The organism is Acinetobacter sp. LipI_15 (genome assembly GCF_058242865.1).
On the sequence record NZ_JBZAYN010000001.1, the window covers coordinates 2,927,806 to 2,944,534 of the forward strand.

Consider the following 16,729-nt stretch of genomic DNA (forward strand, 5'->3'; position numbering starts at 1 on the left):
AATGGCTACTTTAAATCCACGTGACGTTGTCATCGTTGATGGCGTACGTTCAGCAATGGGTAAAACCAAAAATGGTATGTTCCGTAACGTCCGTGCTGACAGCTTATCTGCTGAATTAGTACGCGCGCTTGTTGCTCGTAACCAGTTTGATACCAATGAAGTTGAAGACGTAATCTGGGGCTGTGTAAACCAAACCCTAGAGCAAGGTATGAACATTGGTCGTAACATTGCATTGTTAGCAGACCTACCACGTACTGTTGCAGGTCAAACAGTGAACCGTCTTTGTGGTTCTTCTATGCAAGCAATCCACACAGCGGCTGCGCAAATTGCAACCAACCAAGGTGATATCTTCATCATTGGTGGTGTAGAGCACATGGGTCACGTTGGCATGATGCACGGCATCGACATCAACCCTGAAGCGTCTAAGCACTATGCAAAAGCATCTAACATGATGGGCTTAACGGCTGAAATGTTAGGTCGTATGAACGGTATTTCTCGTGAAGAACAAGATGCGTTTGGTGTTGAATCACACCGCCGTGCTTGGGCTGCAACACAAGAAGGTCGTTTCAAAAATGAAATCGTGGGCGTTGAAGGTCACGATGCAAATGGTTTCAAAATTCTGTGCGATATCGATGAAGTGATTCGTCCTGATGCAAACCTTGAAGCATTCCAAGCTTTACGTCCAGTATTCGATCCGAAAGGCGGTACAGTAACTGCTGCAACATCTTCAGCGTTGTCTGATGGTGCGTCTGCAATGTTGCTGATGTCTGCGGAACGTGCTCAAGCGCTAGGTCTTAAGCCACGTGCTGTAATTCGCTCTATGGCGGTTGCAGGTTGTGACGCTGCGATCATGGGTTATGGTCCTGTACCAGCAACTCAAAAAGCGCTTAAACGTGCTGGCTTGTCAATTGCTGATATTCAAACGTTTGAATTGAACGAAGCGTTCGCTGCGCAAGGTTTGTCTGTTCTTAAAGGCTTAGGCATTTATGACCAACAAGACCGTGTGAACTTGAACGGTGGTGCGATTGCATTGGGTCACCCATTGGGTTGTTCTGGTGCGCGTATCACAACGACTTTGCTGAACGTGATGGAACAGCAAGATACACAAATCGGTCTTGCGACGATGTGTATCGGTCTTGGTCAAGGTATCGCGACTATTATCGAACGTGTTTAATATTTAGTTAAATACTGAGATAAAAGAAACCCCGCTTAGTGCGGGGTTTTTTAATAAAGATTTAATTAGATTATTAACACAATTTATGCATAATACGCATAGAAATCAAACAAAACCAAACAAGAGTTTCTATGAAAAATATTGTGTTACCACTGATCGCCAGTCTTGCATTTACAGGTTGTGCAACAACAAAAATCTCCGAAGAGTCGCGCCAAAAATTAAATCAGACCCAAGCTGCAATCCAAGTAAAACCTGTAGCGATTTTTGTGAACTCATGCCTTTTAACCAATGAATTAGGGAAAGATTTAGTACTCATCGAGCCTACTAAACTTACAAGTGAGAAGTTTATTCAAACTTTTACACAACAGTTAAACCAACATAATGTCACTGTTAGTACCTCTGCTACGCCGTTTATTTGTGGTTCAATGCCTGAAGAACAGCTTAAAAAATACGAATTTCAGGTTGATAGCAATTCTAAAAGAGCGCCTATCAGCACATATCCTCTTCTAAATCAAAATAGCAATATGACTGATGATCAACGTGCAGCAGCATTTGCACTTACTCAGTTTATAGCCAAAACAGATGCTGTAAATTTATCAAATGTTCGAAATAGAAATGCAAAACTAGATATGCCTCAGCTTGATGAAACAACTGTCAAGACTTTAAAAGAATGGGCAAACTCAAACTATATTTTTTTAGTTTCGCTTGATGGATTGAATGCATCTGTAGGAAGTAAATTTGCAATGGGTGCCTTAAGTGTAGGTGTAACACTAGCAACTATGGGTGCAGGTGCTGGAATAGTTACAACATACATGCCTAAGGAAGGTCAGCAATACTCAGTTCGTTTATTAGACTTAGATAAACAAACATTTGAATGGCATAAAGCTGACTTACTTAAAGGTAGAATCTACTCTACTAATAACCATAATTTACAAGCAGACCAAATCCTTAATCCATTGTTTGAAACTAAAGTAAATTAAGTTCAGGCTCAGATATAAAGTTGCATGCTGAGTACAACGCTTTTCAGCATGCAACAACAGAGATTGAGTGTTCAAATTTACCACATTTAGGCTTAACAAGGGTCAGCTCTAAATAAGTTTAAAAATTCATTTCGTTAAAATATTCTATGACCACTAAAAAATAATCAACATCATTTATTAACCTTAATTACTCATTTGGGTACATTTTATTAAATTACTCGACCTACATATAAGTACTACCAAACTAACTCAAAACTGGATCCCATTTTTTCAGTATTAAGTAAAGTAAGTGTTGAGTTGATCCCCAACTCTTCAACTCAACATTCTACAATTCTAGGCTTAAATTTTCTGCGCCAACAAAGTCGCAAAATGCTGTTTAATCCGCTGCCCTTCTGAATCCACCCGATGCAACTCCCCGACATTTTCATTGTATTTCACAATATTCCAGCCCTCATACAAAGCATTTAACTCCCCTGCTTTAAAGCTAAATGGAAAGTCAGGCTGTGCAGGCAGATCAGGCGTATCCATCGCACAAACTATCAGGTTATAACCATTGATATTTGTCGCTTGCTGCATCTGCTGAATCAGAGGCTTCACTGTCTTGGCTTCTAAAAACATCATCACCACGGTACAGCAAATAAAGTCGTATGTACCTGTAATGCTTGGGTCAGCGTTTAGATCACGCTGCTGCACATGAATATTTTCAATGCCTTCCGCAGCGATCACCTCTTGCAGCTTGTGCAAACTGTGTGGATTGACATCCCAAGCATCTACCTCAAAACGCTGCTCAGACAACTGACTTAAGTACAGCGAATTACGCCCCTGCCCACAGCCGACATCCAAAGCACGACCACCTTGCAAATATGGTGTTGCTGCCAAAATTTCTGAATGTGTTGGACTGAGCTGATACTTCTTATAAAAATAGTCCTGTGCTAAGCAATAAAAACTCAACTGACATTGCACATCGTCACTCGCAGACACAATCTTGTGCCACGCCTGCGGTTCGATAAACGGCGGTGGCTGATCTGGGCTAAATACATGCGTGGAAAGGATATTTCCAGACGCATCTAACATGGCAAAGTTCACTTCACCTTGCAGTACGGTGAGTTTTGCCCAAGTGCCTGCTTTGGTATTGTGCTGATTTTTAAAACCTTGTGGAATCGACTGCTGCGTCCACACAGGGAACTGTTTATAACAAATAAGCTGCTGCATCTGACGTAATCCCTCATGCGACGTTATTTTATGCCATACCAATGGCGGAAATGTATATTTACCATAACGGCTTTAACAGTGATTTTAAATCAGCTTTGAATTGAGAATTTCGGATGCTGTGCAATGCACGCTGTTTTTGTTTGTTTTTCTGCGTAACACCATGTTATCCGTTTGTAACATTGGTGGAATATTCACACAATCAAATCCCTCACTCTGTACCGTGTAACCTAAGCGCTGTTGATAAGGCATAAAATTTACAATGCCTTATTTTAACTAAGTTTTATAGAGTGATGACTATGAACGCGATCAAAACTACTTTAGCTGCTGCTTTAGTTGCTGCTACAACTTCTGCTATGGCAACTACTGCTGTAGAACAAAAACCTGCGACTGCTGTTGAAGCTGTAAAAGCTCAAGCTGCACAAGCGAAAACTGCAACTGTAGCTGCTGCTCAAGCAACTAAAGATGCTGCTAAAACTCAAGTGGCTGTTGCAGAAAAAGCAACTCAAACTAAAACTTTAACAGTGAAAGAAACCACTAAAGCAAAAACTGCTGACATGAAAAAAGCAGTTGTAGAAAAAGCAGCAGCAACTAAAGAAACTGCAGTTGCAGCAATAGATGCAACTGTAGAAAAAACTGTAGCGGCTAAAGACGCTGTTGTTGCAAACACTGTTGCAGCAAAAGACGCGACTGTAGCAAAAACTGTAGCAACTAAAGATGCTGTCGTTGCAAAAACTGTTGAAGCAAAAGATGCAGCTGTAGAAAAAGCAACTGATGCAAAAGAAGCTGTTGAAACTAAAACTGAAGAAGTAAAAGCTGAAGCGAAAAAAGACTGCGCTAAAAAATGTGCAGAGAAAAAAGCTGAAGCAGCAAAAGCTGAGAAAAAAGGTTTCTTTTCTTGGTTCAAAAAAGCAGCTTAATCATTGATTAAATGCTAAAAAAGATGCCTTCACGGCATCTTTTTTTTGCCCATTTAGACTGCAATACTGCTTTCTGCCAACGGAATAATTTTTGATAAACAAACTGATTTTTCCCTTGTGATTTCGCCTGATATAGGCAGGCATCGACATGCTGTAGAGTCGTGGAGTAATTAGACAAACTCAACTGTTGAAACTCGGCCAAGCCCATACTAAAGCTGACATCTAGCATTAATTGATCTTTTCGAAACGGCACATGTTCGCAGCGTTCCAAAATTGTTTCACACAACATTTTACCCTGCTCCAAATCGGCACCTTCGAGCAAAATTAAAAATTCTTCACCGCCCCAACGACTAATAAAACTCGCGCGTGGACTACAATTTTTTAAGATTTTTGCCAAATGCACCAAAACACTGTCCCCCATTTGGTGTCCATATTGGTCATTAATTTTTTTAAAATTATCGACATCGAGCAAAATGACGCAGCCTTTATCAACCGCACCCTCTATAAATATTTGTTCTTTAAAGGCATGGCGATTTTTCAGTCCCGTCAACTCATCGCAAAAACTTACACGTTGCAAAGCCAAATATAGACGTTTATTTCGTGCATACAGCTCACAAATAAACAGAAAAATGATCAAATAAATACCCAATGCCAAACGATAAGAACTGATCCGCGAGAGCATATGTACCTGTGCATCCGACCAATATTCCCCAGCCAATGGCATGGCACCATACCAGCCACAGATCAGCGTCATTAAGCCAATCAGCCAGCAAAAGGTTTTGAAGTCATATTTGATCGCGTAGTAACACATCAATAAAGGCAAGACCATGCAAGCATAGAAGATCTGATCATTTGAGATCACATATTGGACGGCCAGTGCCACGATCAGATAGCCATAATCCACCCACGGTACATTCATCCAGCGCTGAACACCAAACAGTAAACACACCACAGCCAAACTTGTTGCAAATTGCTCTAGAAAATAATCAACAAAGGCAAAGTATTGGTTGTCCATCTGAAAGCACGCCACAAACAAGAGACTGCCTGCAAAAGCACTCACGATACTCGGAACAGCTAACATTAGGGTTCGCTTAAAGCGGCGTTTTTTTAAATGGCTCAGCGCTAAATAGGCTTTAATAAATACCCAAATCTGAAATGCCGAAATCGCACACAGGAGAAATTTATCTTCTAAGATTTTGGCAGGATCGACCATCAGCGAAGCCACAAAGATCGCACTAAAAGCATAAAGCACGATCAGTAAATCGTGACTTAAATGCTTTCGCATTAAAACCATGCCATAGGCAGCGAATGCATTTACCACCCAAACAGGGCTAATGAATAATTCATAGGTATAGCCTATCGACACCAATGAAACCGCACATATGGCAAGCCATAGCAGTATTAATTTTTTCATACGCTAAAAAAATCGTCTCTAAAAATGGCGATAAACCTTTCATTCAAAGCCAATCGGTCTAAGGTTAGAATTTTTGCAAGTTCAATACAGCTCAGCTTCTTATGAGTTATGGGCTGCTGGCTAAAAAGTTATGTTTAAATTTTCGGCGTATTTTAAGTGATTTAAGTCACACTATTGGTTGATAGTTGTATTAAATTTGCAATTTAAACAATCGAAGACTGTTTTAAAGCCAATGTTTTTTGCGCCATTCGTGCTAGTTCGGAACTCAGTTCCCCAAATGATGCTCGATAACAACAAAAAAGCCATCCGCTAAAGGATGGCTTTGAATTGCATAACATGTCTCGAAGTTGTGCTGAATAATTTGAATGAAAAGGACTTATTTTAATATTTGTAATTGTTCCATCAACCAAGCCATGTATTTATCTTGATCCATAAAGTCAGGCGCCGTCCCTGTATCCAAACTATAAAATTGTTGATTAAATTCAATCACAATCTGTTCAGTCAGATGCCAATCTTCAATCATGCGAAAATACTGACTGAAGAAAAAACGGTTCTTGCCCCAATTGTTTAAACTTTCCAAACGTGGATATTGGCGGTTCGCGATAAAGTCGATATAGACCTGCTGAATATCATCAAAAATCTGAATAGCTCGCATGAGCATGGACCTCTATATGATGTAAAACCTTGCTATAAGCCACTTTATCGCGCAATTTTGAAAGAGAGATGACAGTCAGTTAAAGCTTTTGTTTCAACTCTGAACGGTTCTTTTGGCGGATCTCATCCATTTGCGCATTGAGCGCTAACATCTCTGTATAAAGCTGATTAAACTGCTTTAAAGGCGCATCTTCATAGAACATAAATAATTTATTTTTCTTTTCCCATTTATTGGCTTTTAGTACAGCAAAGATCTCATCAGCCTTCGCCAAGCTTTGCTTTTCTAACTCAAATAAAGCATGCGACTCATCACTATCACGACTGTCTCTTAAACTCTGGGCAATTTGCTGACGAAACACCTGTTTGACTGCCAACTGTTTGGCCTGCGCTAAACCATTTTCCTCTTGCTGTGTGGTTTTTTGTTCATAAGCATCGACCACTGCATGCACCTGCTGCAGCATTTGCTCAGTCTCTTGATATTGGTTTTTTTTATCTTTTAATAAGCGATCGATATCGAGAAATTTATCCCAATTCAGTGCTTTAAGATCACGAATATATTGATTCCGCGCTTCTGCACGCTGCACCATTTGGCTCAAAATAAAATCCGCCATGATCTTATAATCACCCGTTAATCGTGCATCTGTTACATTGAGTTGTATCGGTTCTTCCCAGTGCTGAGCTTGCTGAAAGATTTGCTCAGTTTTTTCACGTAAAACCGTTTCATAGGTCGAGAGTTGGGCAGCTTCTTTTTGCTGCACTGAATATTGATAAAACATCCAACCAAACACCAATACCGTGGCACTGGCCAAGACAACAAAGATACGCGGCATAATGAGCTCCGAACCCTCTTTTATTCAGTTTAACGAAAAGTTTGAAGATTGACGATAAAATAGCCATGTTTTTTAGCGATGCTATTTAACTTCATCAATGTAGAAAGACCTAAATTACGCATGCCATCAAAACGAAAATTCATGGATAAAGCATGAATTTTCGCATTCAATTTGCTGTAGAGGTGTATTCGATTATGGGGTCTTGATCGGATTGGTATTTAACTGACGGTCGATGTTTCCGAGATTGATTTGCTCACGACTGATTTGCACATTGGTCGCATTACGGTCAATCCCAAAGGGTTGCAACATAATATATAAACCATTGCGTGGGTCAGAAGACTGCAAACCTGCGGCAATATTTAAAACATGCTGTTGCATCAAAGGCGATAAATTCGACATATCTGGCACTGCTGTGGCAGGTAAGATATCAATATTTGACACGATTGTTGCATCGACACCTTTGTTTTGAGTATCACGCTCAAGTTGCATCACCCGTTGCTGTAAGGCTTTACGGCGATCCACCTGCTCTTGATACTCAACAATGCCCGTCTCTGCACGCATTTCACGCTCTGCCATAATGGTTAAAGCAGGCATCTGAATGGCTTGTTGTTCGGTTTCATCAGCTTTTGTAGTGGCTTTTTCCGCAGCCAATGTACTCATAGCCGTCATTGCTGCACTAACAAAAACCAAAACGGAAACAGATTTAGGGAGATTCATCATGTTCATTCCGAGAGATTTAAAAATAGAAAATTGAAAAAATTTACACTGCTATTATTGTACAACAATTAATCAATTTACCAGATTTAACCCCGACAAACGGCAGGAGAGCACAGCTTATTTAAACCTCACTTTGCTCATTCTAGACTTGAGATATCGTCCTTTACCTATCTGCATTGCCGCTGCTTTTTCTCTTTTATACTGTTCCAATTCTTAACAGCACAGGAAATGACAAAGCAAACTCTTGCTGCGGATGTCGGCTAAAGAAATCCTGCAAAGCTGCACACGGCTGAAGTGTCGGATGCCGCTGTTGATAGTGTTTAAGCCCAGACCACGTTTGCAAATAGTCCAAAATTTGCTGTGCACTCCACCTGTAATTTAAAAACAGCTGAGGGACTGCTAACTCCTGAAATGGAAACGGAATACTACGATATTCTTCGTCGATGTAACGACGTTCAGCATCCCAATAGCCTTTTAACGTGACAAAATACAGATCCTGTAAGAGTTGGCTTAATTCCGCGTGTTCAAATTGAATCAGACCATAACCCACAATGGCGATATGACCTTGGGGTTTCAATACGCGTCGTACTTCTGCATAAAATGCAGCAAAATCGAACCAATGAATCGCTTGCGCGACTGTGATTAAATCCACTGAATGGTCTGCAAGCGGACAATGTTCGGCGCTAGCTTGCTCATAACGCACATTGTCTAAATTGGGTGCTTGTGCCAATTGTTCAGCACTCAGATCTGCCGCTAAAACCTGTTGAAAATAGGATGCCAAACCTTTGGTAAATTGACCTGAACCTGCACCGCAGTCCCATGCCAGTTCACGCACGGCAACATGCTGCAAGATGCTATCGACGACTTCAGCAGAGTAACTTGGACGTGCTTGTTGATACAGCGCACTCCCTGTAGAGAAAAGGTCTTTCATTGTAGGAATTCATTGGTTGTTTTTTTATCATTTTAATCGAATTTTTAGGGTCGGAAACTAGCACTTAAATCATAGCTTCAGCGATAAAATTTAAGCTTCAAGCATTTACTCAATCACATGCTGTATATAAAAACTGGTCTGCGCAATCGGGCTTAATTGATCATTCATTTGATAATATTTCACATCATAATGACCAGTTTTCCATCCAGTCATAGGATAGAAACTCACCCAGTTTTGTTGCTGTTGCTCACTGACTTTGCGTGGCGTAAAGAGCAGCTCTTCACCGCTATCACGATGCGTCCAACGCACCATGACTTGCATATTGTTTGGAACTTTCCCCATGGTATCAAAATGTGCATACAACGGCTGTGTGAAATAGATTTCACGAGGCAAGACACTATCTACATCTAACTGTGATTGATCTGTCACATACGCTTGCCCTGCCAATCGCTGATGCGGATCATTTTTGGCTTGTAGAAATTCGTCTAACATCTGTTGCGCAAATTGTTGCTTATTTTGAATCCCTGCAAAACTGTAATTGGGAAATGCCTGCTGTAAATATCGCCCCAATTGTTGATCTGAAGTCTGCTGAATAATGCTCTTTAGCTGACGATGTTGGCTTTTGAGTTGTTGCTGTATATCTTTAGAATGAGGTTGATCCGAGGCATCTTGATCTAAAGCCAAGAGTGCCACAGGATTACTCGTCACCAAAGAGACAAGCGAGTGCTCAGGTGGCGACGATGTCAAGCTTGGTTGGTCATTCCACGATGCCGCAATATAGCCCAGTGCAAAACAGAGCAGTCCAAGCACCGCATATTGAAGTCGCTTCAACTGTCACTCCACGAACCTATGTTCATTTGATTAAAAGCCACAGCGAAGCACTTCTGTGCCGACAATATACTCACCAGAGTTCATCGTCGTACCCGTATTAATCACCTGATTTAAGCTAAAGTTAGATCCAACTTTTAATTTAAGCAGACCATTATCACATGCTGCAGTGATTCTACTGCACGATGCTGTAATTATTTTATCGAGCGATGATTCACAAGAAGTACAATTGCCATTATCACAAAGCGCTGCTGCATTTTCACTTTTACATTCATAGGTCACACCATTTTGGATAATGGTTTTAGAATAGGAAGAATCGACATTACTGCCGCCCCCGCCACCACATGCGCTCAGCAAGGCACTCATGCCGATCAAAACAGGAAATAATATTTTTTTCATAACCTTAACCCTTATTTTTTAATAATTTTCTTATAGCAATTGGGCCCATCATCTGGCATCGATTGTAGCAGTTAAACTGTGCGAAATATCAACACCTGAAAAACAGCAGACGAAAAAAAACCTCAAACAATCGTTTGAGGTTTTTCGAATATGGTGGCGAGACCCAGGATCGAACTGGGGACACACGGATTTTCAATCCGTTGCTCTACCTACTGAGCTATCACGCCGATGCGGTGTATTAAGCCGCATCTCAGTTAATTAGTCAATCATATTTATAAAAATATTTTTCGTATGCATATTTTTTAGGCAAAAAAAATCCCTGATGGGATCAGGGATTGATAAACTGAAAAATCAGTTTTGAATATGGTGGCGAGACCCAGGATCGAACTGGGGACACACGGATTTTCAATCCGTTGCTCTACCTACTGAGCTATCACGCCGATGGGGCGTATTAAACAATTTCAGTCTCATGGCGTCAAGCATCCGTTGCGCTTTTTTGTGCAAATGTTTATTTTTAAATCAATATTTCACACTATTTGCTTATTTTTTGAGTGCTTTTAAATTTCCACAGCTGAAATTACAGTGACGACAACGTATTTATCCAACAAAAAAGCAGCTCACTGGCTGCTTTCAATTGGGGGACCAGTTATTCAGCCGCAGTAATTTTACCAATGTGCGCCAAACAGCGATGTATCGCGCCACAACCTGGTTCAAAAGTTTTCACCCCTTTTTCTTCTTCCATACGGGTAGCCTCACTGACCAAGCGCTCTGCAACACCACGCCCACGATTTGCAGGGTGTACCACAATATATTCAAGGGTTTTGCTTTCACCTTGGCCTGTACACCAAATCGCGCCAATCAATTTTGTATTAAATTCTGCAGTATAAACTAAGGTATACTGAGCTAAGTTCTGCTCAAGTTGTTCAATCGCATCGGAACCGTCGCTAAACTCAGGGCTGGTGTCATACAGTCGCTCAAGCTGGCTGCGCACTTCATCATTTTCCAAAGAAGTATAGGCATGTACGGTAATAGGCATTGATAAACCCTCCTGAGCAATCTAATATGCGGTGACTTTTCGTCACAGCGAAAATATTTTTACATCAATCATTTTGACGTATTTGAGGAACGTGTCTATGACAGATCGTATCAGTGAAGTGGTAAGAAACACCAACGAAACCAAAATTCGAGTTCGTGTGAATCTTGATGGTACTGGTCAAGGCACTTTAAACACTGGTGTTCCATTTTTAGATCATATGATTGATCAAATCAAGCGACATGGTCTGTTTGATATTGATATTCATTGTGATGGCGATCTTGAAATTGACGATCATCATACTGTAGAAGACTGTGGGATTACACTGGGTCAAGCTTTTGCTCAAGCACTGGGCAATAAAAAAGGTTTACGTCGCTACGGTCACTTCTATGCGCCACTTGATGAATCACTGAGTCGTGTTGTGGTAGATTTATCTGGCCGTCCGGGTCTTTGGATGGATATTCCATTCACTCGCGCGCGCATCGGGACTTTTGATGTGGATCTTTTCTCTGAATTTTTCCAAGGTTTTGTGAACCATGCGTTAATGACGCTGCACATCGACAACCTAAAAGGTAAAAACAGCCACCACCAAATTGAAAGCGTATTTAAAGCCTTTGCCCGTGCATTACGTATGGCGTGTGAAGTTGACCCGCGTGCCGAAAATACTGTTGCGTCTACCAAAGGAACATTGTAATGACCCGTATTGCCCTTCTTGACTATGGCATGGGAAATCTTCACTCAGCAGCAAAAGCCCTCGAACACGTGGGCGCAACTGTTGATGTCACCAATGATCCTAAGCTGATTGCACAAGCAGATAAAATTGTGTTCCCCGGTGTGGGAGCAATGCGTGACTGTATTCAAGGCATGCATGATGCAGGCATTGATGAAGTGGTCCGTAAAGCGGCATTTAATAAACCTGTGCTTGCGATCTGTGTCGGTATGCAGGCCCTAATGCAGCATTCCGAAGAAAATGGCGGTGCAGATGCATTGGGTATTTTTGAAGGTTCGGTTAAACGCTTCCCTGATGTAGAGGGATTAAAAGTGCCGCACATGGGCTGGAACCAAGTGCATCAGGCAGACCCTAGCCATCCGATGTGGAAAAACATTGAGCAAGATGCACGTTTCTATTTCGTACATAGCTTCTATGTAGAGCCGCAAGATTCAAGCATTGTCACTGCAACCTGTGACTATGGTTTGAAATTTTGTACCGCAATTCACAAGGAAAACTTGTTTGCGACACAATTTCACCCAGAAAAAAGTCATACAGCCGGTCTGCAATTGCTGAAAAACTTTGTGGAATGGGATATTTAAAATTCCTTCACCGCAAAAAAGCCCGCTCCTTGTGGGCTTTTTTGTACAGTTTATTTTTCATCCTTTTATTTTCTACATATTCATTTTAGAATTTGCCTACTTATAAAAATACCAACGCCTAGGAATAATAATGAATACCTTCACATCTGACTCACCGACCCAAGCCAGTGGTCGCTTTAGCCGTCGCGCATATCTTGCATGGAATCTACTGCTCGGCATTATTTTTACGCTAATTGCTGTTGTGGTCGGCCTGCTCATACCCGGTGCGCAAAATGCGCTGACTGAGGGTGCTATGTCAACGCCACTCATGATTATTTTCTTTATCATGTATGCCATCGTCATTTATTACAGCGTCATTTTCTTAATCCGTCGTTTACATGACCGAGACCATTCAGGATGGCTTGCACTGCTGATCTTAGTTCCTGTAGTGAATATATTGTTTGCGCTCTATGTGTTATTTGCACCGGGTAATAGCGGTAGTAATAGCTTTGGACAACCACGCCCGACCAAAGGCTGGGAAACAGTGCTGGCTGTTTTGTATATCGTGGTGTTTATAGTCGGGATACTTGCTGCGATCATGATTCCGTCTTACCAAAACTAAGTGATCCGCTCTCAACAAGCCACGATTCAACAACAATAATGATAAATCATTAGATGCCGCCTAGATCGCTCTAAACAGCAATACATCTACTCAAACAAGCTCACACAAGTGGGCTTTTTTTGTACTTTACCTTTATAATCAACGCGCTTTTTATGTTCAGGATCAAATCCTGTACTTTTTCACATTTTTATGTCGTTTTTAGCTCAATTTTTTTGCGGCTAAAAATGAATGATAACTATACTTTTTACGATAATTTAAGATCATTTAATATGAATAATTCACCCAATATAAACTCTGGTTGGAACCGTGACGGTCGTTTTAATCGCATGTCTTTTATCGGTTGGAATGTCTTCTATGGCCTCATGCTGAGCATATTGATGCTACTGATCGTCAGCATGATGCCCAATACCCTCAATGCCCTAATAGCTCATGCTGAAAATCCAATGACGCAAGTGATTGGATTTATCCTAAATGTTTTAATGCTGATCCCTTTGATGATTTTTTCAGTGCGTCGTTTGCATGACTTTAATCTCTCAGGCTGGTTTGCACTCTTAGAGTTGATTCCGTTGCTCAATATCGTCATGTGCATTGCGCTGATGCTCATCCCGGGGTCTGCAAATGCCAATCAATATGGCGAGCCACGTACATCCAAAACATGGGAGGTGGTCCTCGCCTTTCTCTTTATCGGTTTATTCTTACTGATCTTGGTAAATGTATTATTTACTGCGCGTTTTCTATTTTAAGTCGTCACTGACTTTAAGCCTATTGGTCACTGTCATAGCAACGCGCTATGACAGGCAGGTGAGTCAATGGCTCATGCTCAACGCCACATCTCGGTATTTGCATTTCCCTACTAAACGCTCTAGGCTGCAACAACAAGCCTTTGAATTGAATCACAATGACTGATGCTCTACTGACACCTATTTTGCCAACAAAAGAACAGATTAAAGATTTTCCATTGTTCCAAAATTTAGTGCCAGAGCAGATCCATGTCATTCACAATGCCGAACAATGCCAACACTGGGCCGATGAATTGCAGACGACTGCCTTATTCGGTTTCGACTCTGAATCTAAGCCGACTTTTCGTAAAGGTGAGGTCTCTACCGGTCCACATTTAATCCAACTCGCGACGGCGCAACAGGCGTGGCTGTTTCAAATGAACGAATGCACTTGGGATTTTTTAAGACCAATCTTGAGTAATCGTGATCAAATTAAAGTAGGTTTTGGCTTAAAAAATGATGCACATTTATTTCGTAAAAAAGGCATCGAACTGAATAGTGTCTTGGAACTCTCCAAGTGCTTTGCTTCTTTTGGCTTAAGCCAACCTGTGGGTTTAAAAAATGCCATGGCACTGCTTTTTCGTGTGAATTTTCCAAAATCTAAATCGGTCAGCACCTCGAATTGGGCCAAAAAGCGCTTAAGTCCGGAGCAAATTCGTTATGCCGCTGCCGATGCCTATGCCCCTGTTTTGGTCTTTGAAGAATTATTACAACGTGGCTTATTACCCAAAACCATTCCCAATACTTCTCTCAAACTAAGAATTCGTCCGCACATGAATTTATAAATCCTTAATTATTTTAATGATTTAATTTATATTCAGCGATGTAACCGCTCTGTAACTGGATATTGCCCCAATCTATGGCATGACCAAGTGCAAAGATCGGCTGAAGAGTGCCAATGAATTTGCAGTTTATTTGCACTAGAGATTTAAACAGTGCGTTATTGCCTTAAAAATAGTCACAGCACAGTCTAAAAAAAATAAAATCGCACCTTTTAAGTACATTTATATCTTTGATTTAATTCATTTTAATTACATTAATATACATTTATATTTTTATTCAACTAAGGTTTTGATCTCTCTAAGTTTTATAGCAGAATTACATGATTTATCTCATTCTTTCTATACTTTCATAATTTGTTTTCATCAATCTCCTTTTGCTAAAACAAGTCTGCCAAATACATAACACATCATAATTTAAAAGCTTGGAGAACCTGACATGTTGAACTTATTTACAGGAAAAATCAGCGGTGTACTCAGCCTGACTTTACAAGGGATCAGTAAAGCGGTTGGACTGGTTTTAAATACTGTTTTGGATACAGTAGACAGCGTATTAGAGACCGTAAGTAGCTTAACAGCGCCCTTAACGGATGCACTGACTGAGCTTCCGCTCATTGGTGGGACCATCGAAAAAGTACTCGCGGTTGAAAATCAGTTGGTTGGCACCTTAGGTGATGGCTTACATGCGGTAGCCGATCAACTAGCGACAGGTGATCTTCTCGGCGGTGTACAAACCGCTCTCAATGGCGTAACTGGTGTGGTCGGTCAAACCGTGACGGAAGTTGCAGGTTTGGTTGATCATCTCAGTGGCGTGGCTGCACCAATCACAGATGTACTTTCTGACCTGCCATTGCTGGGCGGTCTATTGGATGCAGTAGGCGAAACTACGGGGAATTTAACAGGCTTGTTGGCTGAAACGGGCGACTATGTAGCCAGTATTGATCCTACCGAATTATTAACATCCGTCCTGAATGATCCTTTAGCAAGTATGGGTAGTGTCGTGCAAGATGTTTCAGGCACTTTAGCTGCCTTACTGGATGACATTGTACCGATTACATCGATTGCCACTGAACTTCCTGTGGTCGGTGATCTTGTTCAAGTGGTCGGTGAAAGTACCACAGCCCTCAATCAAGGCTTATACGATGTCGGTAGCTTACTTCAATCCGTAAACATCGATTTATTACAAACAACCGCTTATGTTTAATGACTAAAAACGCTAATACACAGCGCATTTTTATAGACCAACAATAAAATCCAATCCTTTATTTGCACTAGCCTGACCTATGTCAGGCTTTTTTAATTCATCAATTCTGATATTAGCATTTAGTGAATAGCCGTTTATTTGATAAGATTAGGTACAAATTCATTCTTAATTTGATTGAGCAAGGAGCGAAAGCATGCTGATCATCCCTGCAATTGACCTGAAAGATGGCAAATGTGTCCGTTTAAAACAAGGTCGTATGGAAGACGATACCGTATTTTCTGACGATCCAGTGGCAACTGCACAGCATTGGGTAAATGAAGGCGCGCGTCGCTTACATTTGGTAGATTTAAACGGTGCTTTCGCTGGTACACCGATTCATAAGCCTGTGGTTGAAGCGATTGCTAAAGCACAGCCTGAATTACCAATTCAAATTGGTGGTGGTATCCGCTCTCTTGAAACCATTGAACACTACCTTGATGCAGGCGTATCGTTTGTCATCATTGGTACAAAAGCGGTAAAAGAGCCTGAATTTGTTGAAGAAGCATGCAAAAAATTTGCAGGCCATATCATTGTCGGTATCGATGCCATGAACGGTATGGTAGCAACAGATGGTTGGGCAAATGTCACTGATGTGAAAGCTACTGATTTGGCAAAACGCTTTGCAGATGCTGGCGTATCAAGCATTGTCTACACCGACATCGCACGTGATGGCATGATGCAAGGTGTGAACGTTGAACAAACCGTTAACCTTGCAACGTATTCAGGCTTACCTGTTATTGCATCGGGTGGCGTGACCAACCTTGACGACGTGCGTAACTTAAAAGGCCAACCGGGCATTTTAGGTGCGATTACCGGCCGTGCAATTTATGAAGGCACATTGAACCTTCGTGAAGCTCAATTACTGCTTGATCAACAAAGCCTGTAATTTACCCGAGCAGAAAAGAGGTCTTCGGGCCTCTTTTTTTA

The 16,729-nt window shown here is 41.2% G+C and carries 19 protein-coding genes and 2 tRNA genes; 10 read left to right on the plus strand and 11 right to left on the minus strand.

Annotated features, from left to right (window positions below):
• Nucleotide 1 precedes the first annotated feature (1 nt).
• Together fadA and AC4CU0_RS13860 are read left to right on the plus strand one after the other, a co-directional pair.
• On the plus strand, nt 2-1,174 hold the full coding sequence (gene fadA / locus AC4CU0_RS13855; RefSeq protein WP_180010561.1) for an acetyl-CoA C-acyltransferase FadA: 1,173 nt from the start codon (nt 2-4) through the stop codon (nt 1,172-1,174).
• 131 nt (nt 1,175-1,305) lie between these two features.
• Nucleotides 1,306-2,154 carry a hypothetical protein gene (locus AC4CU0_RS13860; protein WP_111885962.1) on the plus strand — a complete coding sequence of 283 codons (849 nt, stop codon included), beginning with the start codon at nt 1,306-1,308 and terminating at the stop codon, nt 2,152-2,154.
• A gap of 339 nt (nt 2,155-2,493) precedes the next feature.
• On the opposite strand, the gene tehB is transcribed toward AC4CU0_RS13860, so the two are convergent.
• Complete coding sequence (tehB, locus tag AC4CU0_RS13865; protein ID WP_490743338.1) at nt 2,494-3,366, minus strand: SAM-dependent methyltransferase TehB; 873 nt, start codon at nt 3,364-3,366, stop codon at nt 2,494-2,496.
• A gap of 296 nt (nt 3,367-3,662) precedes the next feature.
• On the opposite strand from tehB, the gene AC4CU0_RS13870 reads away from it, so the two are divergent.
• Nucleotides 3,663-4,283: a hypothetical protein gene (locus AC4CU0_RS13870; protein WP_490743339.1), complete on the plus strand. Its 621-nt coding sequence runs from the start codon at nt 3,663-3,665 to the stop codon at nt 4,281-4,283.
• Between the two features lie 7 nt (nt 4,284-4,290).
• Here the strand turns inward: AC4CU0_RS13870 and AC4CU0_RS13875 are convergent, their stop codons facing one another.
• From AC4CU0_RS13875 to AC4CU0_RS13920, 10 genes are all read right to left on the minus strand, one after another.
• Nucleotides 4,291-5,697, minus strand: a complete 1,407-nt coding sequence (locus AC4CU0_RS13875; RefSeq protein ID WP_490743340.1) for a GGDEF domain-containing protein — start codon at nt 5,695-5,697, stop codon at nt 4,291-4,293.
• Nucleotides 5,698-6,073: 376 nt separating this feature from the next.
• Nucleotides 6,074-6,352: a hypothetical protein gene (locus AC4CU0_RS13880; RefSeq protein ID WP_078190480.1), complete on the minus strand. Its 279-nt coding sequence runs from the start codon at nt 6,350-6,352 to the stop codon at nt 6,074-6,076.
• A 79-nt stretch (nt 6,353-6,431) separates the two neighbouring features.
• The gene (locus AC4CU0_RS13885) at nt 6,432-7,181 is read right to left on the minus strand and encodes a hypothetical protein (RefSeq protein WP_168379002.1); all 750 of its coding nucleotides are present in this window, start codon (nt 7,179-7,181) and stop codon (nt 6,432-6,434) included.
• A gap of 192 nt (nt 7,182-7,373) precedes the next feature.
• Nucleotides 7,374-7,901 (minus strand): hypothetical protein, encoded by a 528-nt coding sequence (locus tag AC4CU0_RS13890; protein WP_373683023.1) that lies wholly within the window; start codon nt 7,899-7,901, stop codon nt 7,374-7,376.
• A gap of 193 nt (nt 7,902-8,094) precedes the next feature.
• The gene (locus tag AC4CU0_RS13895) at nt 8,095-8,829 is read right to left on the minus strand and encodes a class I SAM-dependent methyltransferase (protein WP_490743341.1); all 735 of its coding nucleotides are present in this window, start codon (nt 8,827-8,829) and stop codon (nt 8,095-8,097) included.
• Between the two features lie 105 nt (nt 8,830-8,934).
• Nucleotides 8,935-9,660 carry a hypothetical protein gene (locus tag AC4CU0_RS13900; protein ID WP_180134818.1) on the minus strand — a complete coding sequence of 242 codons (726 nt, stop codon included), beginning with the start codon at nt 9,658-9,660 and terminating at the stop codon, nt 8,935-8,937.
• Between the two features lie 30 nt (nt 9,661-9,690).
• Nucleotides 9,691-10,056 carry a hypothetical protein gene (locus AC4CU0_RS13905; RefSeq protein WP_490743342.1) on the minus strand — a complete coding sequence of 122 codons (366 nt, stop codon included), beginning with the start codon at nt 10,054-10,056 and terminating at the stop codon, nt 9,691-9,693.
• A 151-nt stretch (nt 10,057-10,207) separates the two neighbouring features.
• Nucleotides 10,208-10,283 (minus strand) — tRNA-Phe (locus AC4CU0_RS13910).
• Between the two features lie 137 nt (nt 10,284-10,420).
• Nucleotides 10,421-10,496 (minus strand) — tRNA-Phe (locus AC4CU0_RS13915).
• Nucleotides 10,497-10,702: 206 nt separating this feature from the next.
• Complete coding sequence (locus AC4CU0_RS13920; RefSeq protein ID WP_078190486.1) at nt 10,703-11,092, minus strand: GNAT family N-acetyltransferase; 390 nt, start codon at nt 11,090-11,092, stop codon at nt 10,703-10,705.
• Nucleotides 11,093-11,189: 97 nt separating this feature from the next.
• Between AC4CU0_RS13920 and hisB the strand changes: the two genes are divergently transcribed.
• The 7 genes from hisB to hisA all read left to right on the plus strand — a co-directional run bounded on the left by hisB (nt 11,190) and on the right by hisA (nt 16,688).
• A complete protein-coding gene (gene hisB / locus AC4CU0_RS13925; protein WP_078190487.1) occupies nt 11,190-11,783 on the plus strand; it encodes an imidazoleglycerol-phosphate dehydratase HisB in 594 nt (197 codons plus the stop codon).
• Nucleotides 11,783-12,400 carry an imidazole glycerol phosphate synthase subunit HisH gene (hisH, locus tag AC4CU0_RS13930; RefSeq protein ID WP_490743343.1) on the plus strand — a complete coding sequence of 206 codons (618 nt, stop codon included), beginning with the start codon at nt 11,783-11,785 and terminating at the stop codon, nt 12,398-12,400. Before hisB ends, hisH begins: the two co-directional genes overlap by 1 nt.
• 130 nt (nt 12,401-12,530) lie before the next feature.
• Nucleotides 12,531-13,001, plus strand: coding sequence for a DUF805 domain-containing protein (locus tag AC4CU0_RS13935; protein ID WP_168378999.1), 471 nt, complete (start codon nt 12,531-12,533; stop codon nt 12,999-13,001).
• A 269-nt stretch (nt 13,002-13,270) separates the two neighbouring features.
• Nucleotides 13,271-13,744 carry a DUF805 domain-containing protein gene (locus AC4CU0_RS13940; RefSeq protein ID WP_490743344.1) on the plus strand — a complete coding sequence of 158 codons (474 nt, stop codon included), beginning with the start codon at nt 13,271-13,273 and terminating at the stop codon, nt 13,742-13,744.
• A 155-nt stretch (nt 13,745-13,899) separates the two neighbouring features.
• Nucleotides 13,900-14,565: a 3'-5' exonuclease gene (locus AC4CU0_RS13945; RefSeq protein ID WP_490743345.1), complete on the plus strand. Its 666-nt coding sequence runs from the start codon at nt 13,900-13,902 to the stop codon at nt 14,563-14,565.
• Between the two features lie 433 nt (nt 14,566-14,998).
• On the plus strand, nt 14,999-15,763 hold the full coding sequence (locus AC4CU0_RS13950) for a hypothetical protein (RefSeq protein WP_490743346.1): 765 nt from the start codon (nt 14,999-15,001) through the stop codon (nt 15,761-15,763).
• A gap of 193 nt (nt 15,764-15,956) precedes the next feature.
• Complete coding sequence (gene hisA, locus AC4CU0_RS13955) at nt 15,957-16,688, plus strand: 1-(5-phosphoribosyl)-5-[(5-phosphoribosylamino)methylideneamino]imidazole-4-carboxamide isomerase (protein WP_078190493.1); 732 nt, start codon at nt 15,957-15,959, stop codon at nt 16,686-16,688.
• Nucleotides 16,689-16,729: the final 41 nt, after the last annotated feature.